Source organism: Microcoleus sp. N9_A2, assembly GCF_036701775.1.
Lineage (GTDB): Bacteria > Cyanobacteriota > Cyanobacteriia > Cyanobacteriales > Microcoleaceae > Microcoleus.
In genome coordinates this window covers 118,663-134,139 of the sequence record NZ_JAUBRH010000014.1, presented here as the reverse complement: position 1 = coordinate 134,139, position 15,477 = coordinate 118,663, and the positions used below count along the sequence as shown (strand labels likewise).

Below are 15,477 nucleotides of genomic sequence, written 5' to 3'. Positions count from 1 at the left end.
GCATATCATGCGACTCCAAAATCTGTGTATTGTCGCAGGTAAGGTGCTTGAAAACCTAGAATAATGTCTGAATTGAGAATACCCATTTTCGAGAGTTCGCTACCGATCGCCATTTCGGTGCTGTTATGCTGTATCCAAACTTTGCCATCAATTATGTCGAGATGTAACACACAACTGTGAACGCGACGATTACCATCCCAGCCAATGTTTGTAATTTGATAGTGATCGCGCTCTATGTCAAAAATGAGTTGAGAGTCAATTTCACCATTAGCAATAGGAACTGTCGCATAGTCGGTTAAGACTTGCTGAATTATTTTTCGATATTGTTCTACTTGATCCATTGTGTAATTACCTCATTAATAGGGTCATATATTAGGCGTTTAATTTGGTATCTCTCTACAGACAACTGGGCAAATTCTCGCTGAAAAAACGATTCATACGTTCTGACGGGAATCGCCAAAGAATGCGATCGGGTTGGCTAATTTCCAAAGCAAGGCGGTAGTTTAAAAATTGTCCGAGGGCTACGTGGTAATCGGTTAGTGGAGATTCACCGAGGAAAGATTTGATTTATACACCAATTTTTTGACCTTGACGCTCAGCAGTAAGCTTTTAGCACCTAGATCAATCTCAAATTTCGTGCCGCCAACTTCTAGTCTAAGTGGGTCGTCTGTGATCACCCAGTTCTCTTTCTGAAGGGCTATTTTTACTGATGTATGGAAGATATCTTTAGCTGCCATTTAACTCTCTTTTAGTTCGCAGGCGCGATCGGCGGTGGATTGGGCAATCTCGAAATCGGATTCGGTGGATTGCTCAGTTCCGGCAAACATTCCAAACTTGATAAATGCAGGCCATACAGGAATGGATGACCCAGCTAGAAAAGTAATCAGCACGCGACTTTCATAAATGTTTTCGGGAAATTCTAACAGTTCGATGATTCCATTTCTGTAAATCCCTTCAAATGCTTGGATCATAATGATTAACCTCGTATACAAAGTACGGTCGATTGACTCGCTAGCTAATAATTCCAGTTTAACAAATCTTTCCCCAAAAACACAAATTTTTGATATAATAGTTGGAGACATCGCCAGCATTGATAATTGAAAGTAGGATTTCTCGCTCCAGGCGAAAATCTCAGAAACCGGGTTTCTCTCAGTATTTCTCGTCACCCAACCAAAGAATCATAGAAACCCGGTTTCTTGGCCCCTGCGAAAATCTCAGAAACCGGGTTTCTCTTTATATTTTTCGTCACCAAACCAAAGACTCGTAGAAACCCGGTTTCTTAGCCCATTTCTAGTTGCTTGGCTCATGCCTACGATCGCTATTCCCTATAATGAGTATAATACTATATAGCTAAAAGAGGAATCTTAGATATGGAATTCAATGAGTATTTTGACTTTTTGGCACCGGATGATATTCGCATCAAAGGACATCGCATCGGGATTGAGACGGTACTGTATGAATATTTGTATCGGGGACGCACCGCCGAAGAAATTCAGCAATTATACCCTTCTCTAACTTTGGCAGAAGTTTATACGACTATTTTGTATTATTTGATGAACAAAGAATCAGTAAGTCGATATTTACAAGATTGGTTGGATTGGTCGCATCAGCAGCGAAAGATGCAAGCAGCAAATCCCCATCCTGCTGCGGAAAGATTGCGAAAATTGAAAGCCGAACGGGAAAAGCAAGCTGTTGTACATGGTGTTTAAGGAATGGCACTTAAATATTTGATGGATGAGAATGTTACACCCATTTATGCTACACAGCTTCGCCGGAAACGCTCGGATTTAGTAGTTTGGTCAGTAGGCGATATTGGTACGCCTCCGAAAAGTACGCTCGATCCAGATATTTTGGTTTGGTGTGAGGATCGTGGTTTTATTTTAGTTACGAACAACCGCAAGTCTATGCCCGTCCATCTGACAGATCATATTGCTGAAGGTAGGCATATTCCAGGGATTTTTATTTTGAATTCAGATTTAACTATTGGGCAAAATATTGAGGAATTAATTTTGATTGCTGATGGTTCGTTCGATGATGAATACCAAGATCAAATCGTCCATCTTCCATTGACATAAACAGGAGATGTACGGAGGACGACCCATGCGAAAATCCCAGAAACCGGGTTTCTCTCAGTATTTTTCGTCACCAAACCAAAGACTCGTAGAAACCCGGTTTCTTGGCACATTTCTAGTTACTTGGCTCAAAAGTTCGATCGCGAATCTCTCCCCAAACTTCATCGGGATTTAAACCCAGTTCATGCAGTTGATATTTTTCACGAAATGCACCGAGAGATTCTCCAAAGCTAAGTTCGAGATGCTGCGGCTGTTTGCGGCGTTGAATGTATTCGCGCAAGGCGATTTCTACTAGGGTTTCGATCGCAATTTCTTCCTTAAGTGCGATCGCCTCTTGCAGCAGTGCCGTATCCACATTCAGGCTTGTCACCATTGGCTTTCCTCTTTTAACCGTTGTTTTAATTATAGGATGCGCGGCCCAGAAACCGGGTTTTTGCGAGAATTGTTGATGACAGCCAAAGACATGGGAAAAAACCCGGTTTCTACGGGTTACGTGCGGGTGGCCAGAAACCGGGTTTTTTCGAGAATATTTGATCACAGTCGTAGATATGGGAAAAAACCCGGTTTCTTAGATTACGGCGCACGGCCAATTCCCCACCAACCAAAAAATCCTGTCACAATCAAATGAAGACTACGGGGAGACAAAAGATATGACGCGAGAAGAGTTGTTGCAGTTAATCGACAAAGCGGCTGATGAGGGCTCCACAGAATTGGATTTGGCGGGGTTGGGGTTGGAGGAATTGCCGCCGGAGATTGGCAAGTGCACGCAGCTTGAGTCGTTGGTGTTGGGGAGGGTAAATGAATGGAGAGTAGCTGATGGTAAAATGACTCCCCAGCCGACTACCAATCAATTGACCTCACTGCCGGACGAATTGCGATCGCTAGAAAATTTGCGATCGATTAACCTCAGTGGCAATCCATTCGGAACGATACCAGAATTGCTGCTGGAAATGAAGCAATTAGAAAGTTTAAATTTAACCAGCATTGGTTTAACAGAAATTTCAGATGGGATCGGCAAACTCTCTAATGTGACAGAGCTTAGCCTCAGTCATAATCCGATCGCCCAAACCCCAGATACGTTAGCCAAGCTTTGTGAAGCACTCGTCAAACTATCGAATCTGAGAGAGCTTAGCCTCAGTTGCAATCAGATTAGCCAAATCCCAGAGGCGATCGGGCAACTGTCGAATCTGACAGAGCTTGACCTTTGGGGCAATCAGATTAGCCAAATCCCAGAGGCGATCGGGCAATTGTGGAATCTGACAAAGCTTGACCTCAGTTGGAATCAGATTAGCCAAATCCCAGATGCGATCGCCCAACTATCGAATCTAAGAAGGCTTAACCTCCGTTACAATCAAATTACGGTAATCCCAGAGGCGATCGCCCAACTGTCGAATCTGAGAGAGCTTGGCCTCCGTAACAATCAGATTGCCCAAATCCCAGATGAGTTAACAAAGCTTTGCGAAGCACTTGTCCAACTGCCCAATTTGACAGAGCTTGACCTCAGTGAGAATCAGATCGCACAAATCCCAGATGGGTTAGCAAAGATTTGCGAAACACTCGTTCAACTGCCGAATTTGACGAAACTGCGCCTCGGTCACAATCAGATTACCCAAATCCCAGATGGGTTAGCAAAGCTTTGCGAAGCACTTGTTCAACTGCCCAATCTGACAGAGCTTGACCTTAGTGACAATCAGATTGCCCAAATCCCAGATGCGCTCTGTGAATTGTTTAATCTAACGGAGCTTTTCCTATGGAAAAATCAGATTACCTTCATCCCAGAGGCGATCGCACAATTATCCAATCTAACGAAGATTTTTCTCGATAACAATCAGATAACCTCCATCCCAGATGCGATCTGGCAACTATCTAATCTGACAGTGCTTTCCCTCCGTGACAATCAGATAACCTCCATCCCAGATGCGATCGCTAAATTATCCAATCTGACAGAACTTAACCTCAATAACAATCAGATTACCCAAATTCCAGAGGCGATCGCTCAATTATCTAATCTGACAGAGCTTCACCTCGGTAACAATCATATTACCGTCATCCCAAAGGCGATCGCTCAATTATCCAATCTGACACAGCTTTACCTTTGGAAAAATCAGATTACTGACATCCCAGAGGCGATCGCTCAATTATCCAATCTGACACTGCTTTCCCTCCATAACAATCAGATTGAAATAATTCCTGAGTGCTTGGAAACACTGCCAAAACTTCAAGAACTCGACCTCTACGGCAATCCCCTACCCATTTCTCCAGAAGTTCTAGGGCCAGCCAAACTTTACGAAAAACCCGGTACTCCCGCCGCCATTTTCAACTACCTGCGCCAACTCCGCAGCGGCGAAGTCCTCCCCCTCAACGAAGCCAAAGTCCTCCTCGTCGGCCAAGGCAGCGTCGGCAAAACCTCCCTCATCAACCGCCTCACCCACAACCAATACAACCCCAACGAACCCCAAACCGACGGACTCAACATCACAAACTGGCAAATAACAGTCAACACCAAACCCGTCAAACTCAACGTCTGGGACTTCGGCGGACAAGAAATCTACCACGCCACCCACCAATTTTTCCTCACCAAACGCAGCCTCTACCTCCTCGTCTCCAACTGCCGCACCAGCGAAGACGAAAACCGCCTCGAATACTGGCTGAAACTGATCGAAAGCTTCGGCGACGCATCCCCCGTCATCCTCGTCGGCAACAAGTGCGACGAACAACCCCTGGATCTCAACCGCAAAGCCTTGCGCGACAAATATCCCAACATCAAAGCGATTATCGAAACTTCCTGCCAAAGCGGCACGGGAATCGACGAACTCCGCAGCGCCATCCACACCGAAATCTCCCAACTCAAAGAAGTCTACGATCTTTTGCCACTAAGCTGGTTCCAAGTCAAACAGCGCCTGGAAAACCTCGACAAAGACTTCATCAGCATCAGCGAATACGCCACCATCTGCGCCACAGAAAACATCCTCGCAGAAACCGACCAAACCCAACTCATCGGACTGCTGCACAACCTGGGCATTGTCCTCAACTTCCGCGAACACCCAATCCTGCAATCCACCAACATCCTCAATCCCCACTGGGTGACGGAAGGCATCTATGCCCTCCTCAGCGACGACGATCTCAAAGTCAAAACCAAAGGCATTCTCACCCACGCCGACCTCAGCCGCATCCTGGATGCCACGAAATATCCCAGCCACCGTTACAACTGTCTCACCGAGTTGATGGGCGAATTTCAACTCTGCTTTCCCCTCAACGATTGCCATGCGCTGACTTTCCTGATTCCCGGCATTTTGCCGAAAGAACAACCGGAAAACACCGAACTCGAAGGCGAAACCCTGGAATTTCAATATCACTACCGCATTCTCCCCGACAGCATCCTCTCGCGTTTCATCGTCCTGATGCACGAGAAAATCCACAACTGCACGCACTGGCGCACGGGGGTAATGCTGGAGTACCGCGAAGGCGCTGAGGTGTACAACATCGCCCGGATCAAATCTGACCCGGAAGATGAGAAAATCTTGATTGCTGTTAGCGGGCGGGAATCGACGCGGCGTTCTTTCTTAAGCATGATTCGCGATACGTTTAGCAAAATCCACAATTCTTTTGCCAATCTGGAAATCAGTCAATGGGTGCCGGTTCCCGGTTATCCCGATGCCGATCCGCTGGATTACGATGAATTGCTAGGGCTGGAGGATATGGGCGAGAATACAGTGCGTGTCGGCAAACTTAAACTCAAACTCGATTTGCGGCCGTTGCTGGATGGGTATGAGTCGATCGAACTTCGGCGCAGAAACCAAATGGGCGATGAAAAATACGGAAGAGAATATGACGACCTTGTAGATATCGCTAAACTAGCTGTTAGTAGACCAATTATTAATAAAGCGGAAGCAAAAATGACTCAAAATTCTTCTGAAACCAACAACTTTCAAGGTGCTTTTCAAGGTTCTAACTTTTCCGGCAATATCGGCGGTTCGTCAAACAGTGCCGAAGTTGGTGGCAATCAATCCCTGCAAAATAATAACACCAATACTGCGGAAATTCTCAAACTAATTTCATCGATGCGTGAAACCGCCACTCAGTTTCCCGAAGACATTCGCGATGGGATAATTATTGATATTGAAGATGTCGAAGCTGAAATTAAGAAACCGGAAAGCCAATGGAATAAATCCAGATTAAAGAAGAGCTTGACTGCGATGATTGCGGCGGGTACTGCGATCGCAATTCCGATCGCAGGCATGACTGATTTTGCTAATACGGCGATCGATGTCGGTCAAAAGCTGGGTATCGAACTCAAGTTACCGTCAGGACGCTAAATCATTTAAAATTAAGGTGACTGGGGCTATCATCGCCCCAATAGCCCCAAAAACCTCGGTGTTGCCATGCGAAAAATTGTACTATACATTGCATCTAGCTTGGACGGTTATATTGCGCGATCGAATGGCGATATTGACTGGCTGTTTACAGACCAAAATTACGGTTATAGTAAATTCTTAGATAGCATCGATACGGTTCTCATGGGTCGGAAAACTTACGAACAAGTTCTAACTTTTGGCGAGTATCCGTACCAGGAAAAAAAGAGTTATGTTTTTACGAAAAATCTAGATTTTCAAGCAACTTCGGATGTCGAAGCGGTAACAGATTTAGAGAGTTTTGTCAATGACTTGCGCTTGCTTGAGGGCAAGAATATTTGGTTGGTGGGAGGTGCTCTGCTGATTCGCGATTTCCTCAATCAAAACTTTGTCAACGAAGTGATTCTCTCGGTGCACCCGATTATTTTAGGGGAGGGAATCCCTTTATTTGTTAATCCGATAAATACTACAGCTTTGCAGTTAACTGGATGTCAGACATACAGTTCTGGTATGGTTCAGTTATCTTACGATGTCGCCACTTGAGGGCGCTGCCAATGGCTAAGTGGCTGGCAAAATACTGTCACTTGATTATCAAAAAATGTAAGATAAAACTTAGTAATTTTGCTGATGACGAAATGTGTTTGCTACTTGTTGCTATTAATATCTTTTTTGTCGGTGGCGCTTCCTGCTGAGGCCTCTGTATGCCGCAATGATCGAGGAAGCGAGATTTGCATTGTCGATATCAAACGCAGTGCGAAAAACTATTGGGAATACAGGGTAATTCTGAGTGTAGATGGAGTGAAACAGGCTCTGGAAGTCTACAATTGCCGCGATCGCACTACAGTTAAGAAAGATGGAACTGTTTTGACCTTTGGACAAAACAACCCTGGTGAAATCGTCTGCGGTTTTTTTAAGAAATAGCATATTCGGAACGCTGCTCAAAGCCCATCCCACTCATTGTTTGATTGATTTAACTGGTTCCAAGGCTCTGCCTTGGAACCCATATAAGCGAGGCTCTGCCTCGGCTGGGAAGATGGAGGCAGAGCCTCCGGATCTGCGTTACCAGGCAGCAGCCTGGTAACGAGTAGATAGTGAAGCAATCACGGAGTCTGCGATTGCTTCGCGTATAGCTCGCAATGACAGTTACAGCGGTGTGCGGTGTACATCATACGGTTAGAATTTGCCGTCTACTGCTGACACGCAGCGTTCGCAAATTAGCGGATGTTCGATCGACTCGCTGACGTGAGTCGAGTAATTCCAGCAACGATCGCACTTTTGGCCGTCTGCTTTCACTACACCAATCGCCAACTCTGGAGACTGATAACTGTACGGCAATTCCTGTATCACTGCATTCGATTCTATCAGTTCTACTTCCGAAGTAATGAACAAATACCGCAGTTCGTCTACACCGCTGCCAGTCATTGTAGAATCGTGCCCTGCAGCTATGGAAGCAGGAATTTCTGCTTTGGGCGCCGCACTTAATTCTGCTTTCGGGATTTCAGGTGTTTCTACAAACACTTTTTCGGCTGGGGCTGTTTGTGCGATCGCCTCTATTTTTACAAGCGCTGTCTCTAATGAGGGTGCGAGGACGATCGCCTGTGTTTCTACAAGCACAAGCGCAGTTGTTTGTCCAAGCACATCGGCTGTCAGCGAATCAATTGTTTCTGCAATTTCTTGACGGTTGGCGGCAAACAGCAAGTGACGGAAAGCAAACCAGATCGTAAATAAGATGCCGATGACTTCAAAGAGGCCTCCCAACATCGGAATCTGATTCATCGTATCCAAAATCGCCAGCGTTACTCTGCCTGTTACTAACACAGAAGCTAACAGCCCAAGTGTTACCAGCACGTTTTGGTATTCTGTAAAAAACTTGCCCGCGTATTCAGGCAAATTAGCTACAAACTCGGCGGCTTGATCTAAGATTGGCTGAGAATCTGAAGCCGACAGTTCCGGGGCGGAATACTCTACTATCTCAGAAGATCGATCGCCCTTTTCTGCGATCGTTTTCGCTTCAACATGAATTGTGTTTTCTGTCAAGACTTTGGCAACTTTTGCAGCTTGTTCTTCCTGTTTATCTTGTGCTGCTTTTGCTTTCTCCTCTGCCGCTAACTCTATGACTGAATTTTGCGATCGCACATAATCCACCAATTCTTCGCTGCTGGGATTCAAAGCTTCCAATTGCTGTCTTTTTTCGACATCGGGAACGTACAATAAAACCTTAGCTTCCAAAGAAGAACCGATCGCCTTTTCAGTCCTCGCCTGTTCCAAAACCTTGTTAACTTCGCCGCGTACTTGTCGCAAATATTGCCAGCGCGCAGCCAATTCTGGATTGTGCCACGAAGCGTCAAGTTGCACCCAACCAGCTTCAAATACTGATTTGTAGGGAGTTGGATAGGGAAGGTACTGCCAAATATCCTCAGCCATGTGACACAACACAGGTGCGATCGCCCTTGCCAAATTCTCCACAGCGATCGCAATTACCGTCTGACAACTGCGACGGCGGCGGGCATCTGTCGAACTGATATAAAGTCGATCCTTACCAATATCCAAGTAAAAATTAGACAAATCCACCGTGCAGAAATTTTGTACAGTTTGGAAGAATCGGGAAAATTGGAAGTTTTCAAAAGCATCTTGAACTTCCGCAAAAACTTCTCCCATTCTGTGCAGCATATAGCGATCGAGTTCTGGCAAATCCTCGTAAGCTACAGCATCTTTTGCCGGATCGAAGTCGTGCAAATTCCCCAGCAAAAACTTAGCTGTATTGCGAATCTTGCGGTAAACATCCGACTGCTGTTTGAGAATGTTTTTGCCCAACGGCACGTCTGCAGAATAGTCTACCGAAGACACCCACAACCGCAAAACATCTGCCCCGTATTCCTTAATTACGACGGCCGGATCTACGACATTGCCTTCAGATTTGCTCATCTTGCGGCCTTTTTCATCCAGCACAAAACCGTGAGTCAAAACTGTTTTGTAAGGAGCGATGCCGTTGGTTGCTACACTGGTTAGCAAGCTCGATTGAAACCAGCCCCGGTGTTGGTCTGAACCTTCCAAATAAATATCAGCAGGATAGTTTAATTCCGATCGCCCTTTGGCAACTGCGGCCCAGGAAGAACCAGAGTCAAACCACACATCCATCGTGTCGGTGCCCTTGCGGTAGGTGCGGCCATTGTTGCGGTAAGATTCCGGCAGCAATTCATCGATCGACAATTCCCACCAAGCATCGGAACCCTTCTCGGCAAAGATGGCTTGCACATGGGCGATCGTTTCTTCATTTAACAGCGGTTCGTTGGTTTCTTCGTCGTAGAATACGGGAATTGGAACGCCCCAAGTCCGCTGGCGAGAAATGCACCAATCTGCTCGATCGCCGACCATTGCAGTAATTCTATTTTCACCTTGGGCGGGAATCCAATTCACATTAGAAATGGCTTTTAATGCTTCATCTCGGAACCCTTCAACGGACGCAAACCACTGTTCTGTAGCCCGAAAAATCGTCGGCTTTTTAGTGCGCCAATCGTAAGGATAGGAGTGAGGATAAGCTTCCTCTTTAATCAAACAATTTGCCTTTTCCAATGCCTCAATTACCGCGCTATTGCCGTTTCCGAGGACATTTAAACCTGCAAACTCTCCGGCTTCTGCGGTGAAATTTCCGTTTTCATCAACGGGTGTTAAAACTGGTAAACCGCAGCGTTTTCCGACGATAAAGTCTTCTTGTCCGTGGCCTGGTGCGGTGTGCACCAATCCGGTTCCTGAGTCAGCGGTAATGTAGTCACCGCCGGCCACGATCGGGCTTTCGCGATCGAACAGCGGATGTTTGTAGGTGCAGCCTTCTAATTCTTTACCTTTGAAGGTAGCCAGGATTTTTAATTCTGTGTTGAAAGTTGCCGAAAGCCGATCGACCGCATCGACAGCGACTAACATAAATTGTTGTGCGATGTGGGAATTTGCCGGCGGTTCCACCACTGCATACATCAGTTCGGGATTGACTGCGATCGCCAAGTTTGCCGGAATTGTCCAAGGGGTAGTCGTCCAAATCGCGGCCCAGAGGCTCGGCATATAGCGCTTGAGCTTCGCTTGCAAAGATTTTGACAAGTTTCTGACATGAAAGCCGACGTAGATGCTGCGCGAGACGTGGCCTTCGGGATATTCCAATTCTGCTTCGGCGAGGGCTGTTTTCGAGCTCGGACTCCAGTGCACGGGTTTAAAGCCGCGATAGATGTAGCCTTTGAGCACCATTTGACCGAAAACGCCGATTTGAGCGGCTTCGTATTCGGGTTTCATGGTTAAATACGGGTGTTTCCAGTCGCCCCAAACCCCGTAGCGCTGGAAGGAATCGCGCTGCTGTTCCATTGTTTGCTGCGCGAAGGCGGCGGCTTTGTGGCGGAGGTCGATCGGGGTAAGATTTAGCCGATCGTCCGATTTCATGTTTTGCAATACTTTAAGTTCGATCGGCAATCCGTGACAATCCCAACCGGGCACGTAGCGAACTTTTTTGCCGCGCAGCATTTGGTAGCGGTTGATAAAATCTTTAAGGATTTTGTTGAGGGCGTGGCCGATGTGAAGTTGTCCGTTAGCGTAGGGCGGGCCGTCGTGGAGGATGAACAAATCGCCTGGGTTATTGTGGGAAAGGCGATCGTAGATTTCTTGATCTGCCCAAAATTGTTGCAATTCCGGTTCGCGACGGGCGGCGTTAGCCCGCATATCAAACTTGGTTTTGGGCAGATTTACGGTGTCTTTGTAGGATTTTGCTTCCATTTTTGAGAAACGTTTTATGTAGTTAGTTGTTAGTAGAAGGAAGAAGGAAGTTCGGCAACGAGCAATGTACGGGATGTAACGGATGTAACGGATGTAACGGATGTAAGTCCGTCGGAAGAAGGAAGAAAGAAAGGAAGAAGGAAGAAAGAATGCTTGTACAGCATTTTTTTCAGCCATCAATATCTTATTTTTAGTTAGGTGGACTTACTTATCAAGTCCGGTGAAATAATCATAATTAATTTTTAGCAAGGAATTTAGTCCTCTCTCGTCCTTGAAGAGCTGACAACCAGATATTCCAGTATAGGCGATCGACCGCACATTAGATCGAACCAAATCCGTAGAGAACCCTCTCTTCTCCTCCTCTGCGCCCTCTGCGCCCTCTGCGGTTAAAAAATCATTCATAAATTGAGGTGGCGCTACTCAGTCAACCAGGGGACGATCGCGCCCGGTTCTTCAAAAACTGCTACGGTGCGATCGTGGTCGGACTGTTGGACTCTGTGTCAGGCCGCAGCCAGCGAGAAAAGGTTATAGAAATACTCCCAACCCGCGGCTAAAAGCATTAGTAATTCGATCGCACAATGAAGCATCCGGCACTTTGTCTGTTTCCTGTTCCCATTTTTCCACGAGTTGGCGGCCTAGGGGCGTGAGGCGAAAACTGTCGGTAATCCCTTGTCCGTCTACTTCGCGCCGCAGTACGCCGACTTGAATCAGCCACAGCAGGGAGTTTTCGGCTGCGAGTTCGGATACGGGCGATCGGGTGTAGCCGCTTTCGACACCAGTATTTGAGGCGATCGCAGTTAGGAAAACGCTGGTTTCGCGGATGGTCTGGAAGAAGTTTAATTCAAAAGGGGAACAGCGGACGGCGCGATCGGCTCTTTTGACGGTGCGATCGGGATAACTAATAGATTTAAACGCTTCCGATGGGATAAAAGTCATTCAAAAAACCTCTAAACAGGTACTATATTTTTAATTGTTACAGATATCCGATCGGGCTGATTCACCCTATCGAGCCTAATTTTATACTTATTATGACAGATACACTGAATAACATCAACAAATTTGTTGAATACGTTCGTACTTTGAAGGGAGACGAAAAAGGCGAAGCTCAAGTATTTTGCGATCGCCTGTTTCAAGCCTTCGGTCATGCGGGCTACAAGGAAGCGGGAGCCGAACTAGAATTTCGGGTAAAGGCAAAAGGCAAAACTACAAAATTTGCTGATTTGCTGTGGCGGCCTCGGTTGTTGCTGGAGATGAAAAAACGGGGCGAAAAACTGGAAAAACACTATCAGCAAGCCTTTGAATACTGGCTTGAGCTAGTGCCGCAACGTCCCAAATATGTGGTTCTTTGCAACTTTGATGAGTTTTGGGTTTACGATTTCGATCTACAGCTTAGGGAACCTGTAGATCGAGTTAATCTAGAAGATTTACCCGATCGCTTCACAGCCTTAAACTTTCTTTTCCCCGAAAATCGCAAGCCTTTATTCAATAACAACCAAATTGATGTAACGCGAACTGCCGCTGACAAAGTTGCTCTAGTTTTCAATCGGTTAGTAGAGCGAGGCGAAAAAGTAGAAACCGCTCAAAGGTTTATCCTTCAGTGTGTAGTAGCATTGTTTGCTGAAGATATCGATTTGTTGCCGCGCGGTTTATTCACCGAGTTTTTAGGTGATTGCCAGATGAATCGAGTCAGTTCCTACGATTTGATTGGGGGATTGTTTCGGCAAATGGGGAGCGATCGCCCCGCACCTAAAGACAGTCGCTATCGGGATGTATCCTATTTTAATGGCGGTATATTCTCAGTTGTTGAACCGATCGCCCTGACTCGCAGCGAAATCGATCTGTTATTAGAGGCCGCAAAGGAACGGTGGTCAAAGGTAGAACCTGCGATTTTTGGTGCGTTGTTTGAGTCCAGTATGGGCAAAGAAGAACGTCATGCGTTGGGAGCGCACTACACTAGCGAAGCCGACATTCAAAAAGTAGTTTTGCCTACCATTATCCGCCCGTGGCGAGAACGGATTGAAGCTGCGAATACGCTCAAAAATTTGTTAGCACTGCGGCAAGAATTACTTGATTTTAAAGTTCTAGATCCTGCCTGTGGGAGCGGTAATTTTCTCTATGTTGCCTATCGGGAACTGAAGCGGCTAGAGGCACAATTGCTAACCAAGATTCATGAGAATTTCTCTCGTGCTGCTAATGCCATTGGTACGATGTCGCTGGTGAAGACAAGCCAGTTTTACGGCATTGACATCAAACCCTTTGCCGTGGAATTGGCAAAAGTAACGCTGATGCTTGCCAAAAAGTTAGCCTTAGATGAAGAAAACCAGTTGCTCAATGTTGTACAGTTGAACCTGGCACTGGAACTAGAGCAAGCATTGCCACTCGATAATCTCGATCGCAATATCCGCCGTGATGATGCTCTGTTTTGCGAGTGGGAACAAGTTAATGTAATTATTGGGAATCCTCCATTTTTGGGTGGTAAGCAGATGCGCTTGGTTTTGGGTGATGAATATATTGATCGCATCTTTGCTAAATTTCCTGAAGTAAAAGATTCTGTGGATTTTTGCACCTATTGGTTCCGTCTTGCCCATCAACATTTAGGAGAAAATTGCCGCGCTGGTTTAGTCGCAACCAATTCCATTTCTCAGGGTAAAAGTCGTAAAGCTGCCCTAGATTACATTGCCCAAAATGGCGGCTGCATTTACGATGCCATCTCCACACAACCTTGGTCTGGTGAAGCTAAAGTACATATTAGCATTATCAACTGGCTCAAAACCTCTGATGCTCAAGAATTAACCTACCGTATCGATCACACAATTGTCTCAAACATTAACTCTTCTCTAAAAGCTGAAGTTGATGTTACCCAAGCAGTGCGACTGAAGACAAATTTGAATCGATGTTTTGCAGGTATAACTCCTGTAGGTACGGGCTTTATTGTGTCATTGGAGCAAGCAGAAGCATGGAATAAAGTCAATCCCAAAAATCGGGAAGTAATTCGTCCTTTTCTAGAAGGTAATGACCTCGTAGCCAACAACCCCTACAGAGGTCTAAAAAATTTGATTATCGACTTTAATGACATGAGCATTGAAGAGGCAAGTGAATATGTCCAGCCTTTTCAATGGGTTAAAATGAGAGTGAAACCAGAAAGAGATTTGAATCGTAGAAAGGTTTATCAAAAATACTGGTGGCAATTTGGAGAACGAAGACCCGCAATGCGTCAAGCCATAAAATCAGTTTCTCAATACTTTGCAGTTACTCAGACCTCGAAATGGGCAATTTTTCTTCCTTGTCCTATTGAATGGCTACCTAATGCTAGAACGCGAGTTGTTACCTGCGACGACTTTTATATTTTGGGAATACTCACATCTCGACTTCATCAGATTTGGATGCACGCACAAAAATCTACACTAGAGGATCGAATTAGCTATACTCACAACACCTGTTTTGAAACATTTCCCTTTCCCCAAAATTGCCCAGAAAAAACTAAAACTGAAATTCGAGCAGCAATGCAGGTTCTCCATGACTACCGCACCGAGTATATGGAGCGCAAACAGTGCGGCATTACCCAATTATACAACGAGTTTTTTAATGAACCTGCCAGCCAACTCGCCAAACTCCACGCCCAATTAGACCAACTCGTTTGCAAAGCCTACGATATCAAAGCCAACCAAGACCCGTTAAAGTTTCTATTAGAATTAAACTTTGAAGTTGCACAGCGAGAAACTGAGGGATTACCGGTTGTCGCTCCCTGTTTGCCACCTGTTGTATAAGAATGCTAGTTAAATCAACTTACTTAACTAATCATCCCTTCAATTTCTGGCTCGGTAAACCCAAATTGCCTGAAAATCCGCAACACATAAGCTGGTGACATTTCCCCTGCACCCATATCAATCGGAACAATCCTTTTTCGGTCTTCAATTTCACGCATATACAAACGATGATCCCCTTTCCCCTCTCGGTAAAACTGACATCCGTTTTGTTCTAAAATCTTAATTAATGCTTTAGGTTTTAAAGATGGAAGGTTTTTAGGCATAAACTTTCCTAAGTTCATAAGTGTCGGAGGCTTCTGCATCTTCTAAAGTCAGAAATTCGTGTAATTCATTAATAGAAAGAGGACTGAGATAAACATCAGACTCTGATTCATATACTTCGGAAAATGACTCTATAGCTTGTTTTAGTTTATCAATAGATTGTTCGGGAGTATTGCCTTGTCCCACCAATCCATTTTCTAAACACAAAGAAACCCAATAATCAGCACTTTTTCTGATAATCACAGTGTAGAAATCAATCATATTTTATTG

General features: G+C 45.5%; 14 protein-coding genes and 1 pseudogene. 6 read left to right on the top strand and 9 right to left on the bottom strand.

Going from position 1 to position 15,477, the window contains the following annotated elements; all coding sequences use genetic code 11:
- Positions 1-5: 5 nt before the first annotated feature.
- From QUA44_RS11575 to QUA44_RS11560, 4 genes and pseudogenes are all read right to left on the bottom strand, one after another.
- Entirely contained in the window at positions 6-341 is a 336-nt protein-coding gene (locus tag QUA44_RS11575; protein WP_333250487.1) for a XisI protein, read from the bottom strand.
- Positions 329-567: pseudogene (locus QUA44_RS11570) on the bottom strand (element excision factor XisH family protein). The gene QUA44_RS11575 and the pseudogene QUA44_RS11570 overlap by 13 nt, the downstream one beginning before the upstream one ends.
- Positions 537-737, bottom strand: a complete 201-nt coding sequence (locus QUA44_RS11565; RefSeq protein ID WP_333250486.1) for an element excision factor XisH family protein — start codon at positions 735-737, stop codon at positions 537-539. Before QUA44_RS11565 ends, QUA44_RS11570 begins: the two are co-directional and overlap by 31 nt.
- Positions 738-971 (bottom strand): hypothetical protein, encoded by a 234-nt coding sequence (locus QUA44_RS11560; RefSeq protein WP_333250484.1) that lies wholly within the window; start codon positions 969-971, stop codon positions 738-740.
- Positions 972-1,370: 399 nt separating this feature from the next.
- Here QUA44_RS11560 and QUA44_RS11555 point away from each other — a divergent pair, with 399 nt between their 5' ends.
- Positions 1,371-1,709 carry a DUF433 domain-containing protein gene (locus QUA44_RS11555; protein WP_333250482.1) on the top strand — a complete coding sequence of 113 codons (339 nt, stop codon included), beginning with the start codon at positions 1,371-1,373 and terminating at the stop codon, positions 1,707-1,709.
- Positions 1,710-1,712: 3 nt separating this feature from the next.
- Positions 1,713-2,075 (top strand): DUF5615 family PIN-like protein, encoded by a 363-nt coding sequence (locus QUA44_RS11550; protein WP_333250481.1) that lies wholly within the window; start codon positions 1,713-1,715, stop codon positions 2,073-2,075.
- A 112-nt stretch (positions 2,076-2,187) separates the two neighbouring features.
- Here the strand turns inward: QUA44_RS11550 and QUA44_RS11545 are convergent, their stop codons facing one another.
- Positions 2,188-2,445 carry a type II toxin-antitoxin system VapB family antitoxin gene (locus QUA44_RS11545; protein WP_333250479.1) on the bottom strand — a complete coding sequence of 86 codons (258 nt, stop codon included), beginning with the start codon at positions 2,443-2,445 and terminating at the stop codon, positions 2,188-2,190.
- Positions 2,446-2,722: 277 nt separating this feature from the next.
- Between QUA44_RS11545 and QUA44_RS11540 the strand changes: the two genes are divergently transcribed.
- From QUA44_RS11540 to QUA44_RS11530, 3 genes are all read left to right on the top strand, one after another.
- A complete protein-coding gene (locus tag QUA44_RS11540; protein ID WP_333250477.1) occupies positions 2,723-6,388 on the top strand; it encodes a leucine-rich repeat domain-containing protein in 3,666 nt (1,221 codons plus the stop codon).
- Between the two features lie 66 nt (positions 6,389-6,454).
- Positions 6,455-6,967 (top strand): dihydrofolate reductase family protein, encoded by a 513-nt coding sequence (locus QUA44_RS11535; protein ID WP_333250475.1) that lies wholly within the window; start codon positions 6,455-6,457, stop codon positions 6,965-6,967.
- Positions 6,968-7,051: 84 nt separating this feature from the next.
- Positions 7,052-7,345 (top strand): hypothetical protein, encoded by a 294-nt coding sequence (locus tag QUA44_RS11530; RefSeq protein WP_333250473.1) that lies wholly within the window; start codon positions 7,052-7,054, stop codon positions 7,343-7,345.
- Positions 7,346-7,597: 252 nt separating this feature from the next.
- Here QUA44_RS11530 and ileS read toward each other — a convergent pair whose 3' ends face one another.
- Positions 7,598-11,179 (bottom strand): isoleucine--tRNA ligase, encoded by a 3,582-nt coding sequence (ileS, locus tag QUA44_RS11525; protein WP_333250471.1) that lies wholly within the window; start codon positions 11,177-11,179, stop codon positions 7,598-7,600.
- A gap of 525 nt (positions 11,180-11,704) precedes the next feature.
- Complete coding sequence (locus tag QUA44_RS11520; RefSeq protein ID WP_333250469.1) at positions 11,705-12,115, bottom strand: Npun_F0494 family protein; 411 nt, start codon at positions 12,113-12,115, stop codon at positions 11,705-11,707.
- A 92-nt stretch (positions 12,116-12,207) separates the two neighbouring features.
- Here QUA44_RS11520 and QUA44_RS11515 point away from each other — a divergent pair, with 92 nt between their 5' ends.
- A complete protein-coding gene (locus QUA44_RS11515; RefSeq protein ID WP_333250467.1) occupies positions 12,208-14,946 on the top strand; it encodes a DNA methyltransferase in 2,739 nt (912 codons plus the stop codon).
- 23 nt (positions 14,947-14,969) lie between these two features.
- On the opposite strand, the gene QUA44_RS11510 is transcribed toward QUA44_RS11515, so the two are convergent.
- Positions 14,970-15,209 (bottom strand): type II toxin-antitoxin system HicA family toxin, encoded by a 240-nt coding sequence (locus QUA44_RS11510; RefSeq protein WP_194070730.1) that lies wholly within the window; start codon positions 15,207-15,209, stop codon positions 14,970-14,972.
- Positions 15,202-15,468 (bottom strand): type II toxin-antitoxin system HicB family antitoxin, encoded by a 267-nt coding sequence (locus tag QUA44_RS11505; RefSeq protein ID WP_228050329.1) that lies wholly within the window; start codon positions 15,466-15,468, stop codon positions 15,202-15,204. Before QUA44_RS11505 ends, QUA44_RS11510 begins: the two co-directional genes overlap by 8 nt.
- Positions 15,469-15,477 lie beyond the last annotated feature (9 nt).

Coding starts and splice junctions, on each gene's coding strand:
- QUA44_RS11575 (WP_333250487.1), bottom strand. CDS start 341: ATGGATCAAGTAGAACAATATCGAAAAATAATTCAGCAAGTCTTAACC.
- QUA44_RS11565 (WP_333250486.1), bottom strand. CDS start 737: ATGGCAGCTAAAGATATCTTCCATACATCAGTAAAAATAGCCCTTCAG.
- QUA44_RS11560 (WP_333250484.1), bottom strand. CDS start 971: ATGATCCAAGCATTTGAAGGGATTTACAGAAATGGAATCATCGAACTG.
- QUA44_RS11555 (WP_333250482.1), top strand. CDS start 1,371: ATGGAATTCAATGAGTATTTTGACTTTTTGGCACCGGATGATATTCGC.
- QUA44_RS11550 (WP_333250481.1), top strand. CDS start 1,713: ATGGCACTTAAATATTTGATGGATGAGAATGTTACACCCATTTATGCT.
- QUA44_RS11545 (WP_333250479.1), bottom strand. CDS start 2,445: ATGGTGACAAGCCTGAATGTGGATACGGCACTGCTGCAAGAGGCGATC.
- QUA44_RS11540 (WP_333250477.1), top strand. CDS start 2,723: ATGACGCGAGAAGAGTTGTTGCAGTTAATCGACAAAGCGGCTGATGAG.
- QUA44_RS11535 (WP_333250475.1), top strand. CDS start 6,455: ATGCGAAAAATTGTACTATACATTGCATCTAGCTTGGACGGTTATATT.
- QUA44_RS11530 (WP_333250473.1), top strand. CDS start 7,052: ATGACGAAATGTGTTTGCTACTTGTTGCTATTAATATCTTTTTTGTCG.
- ileS (WP_333250471.1), bottom strand. CDS start 11,179: ATGGAAGCAAAATCCTACAAAGACACCGTAAATCTGCCCAAAACCAAG.
- QUA44_RS11520 (WP_333250469.1), bottom strand. CDS start 12,115: ATGACTTTTATCCCATCGGAAGCGTTTAAATCTATTAGTTATCCCGAT.
- QUA44_RS11515 (WP_333250467.1), top strand. CDS start 12,208: ATGACAGATACACTGAATAACATCAACAAATTTGTTGAATACGTTCGT.
- QUA44_RS11510 (WP_194070730.1), bottom strand. CDS start 15,209: ATGCCTAAAAACCTTCCATCTTTAAAACCTAAAGCATTAATTAAGATT.
- QUA44_RS11505 (WP_228050329.1), bottom strand. CDS start 15,468: ATGATTGATTTCTACACTGTGATTATCAGAAAAAGTGCTGATTATTGG.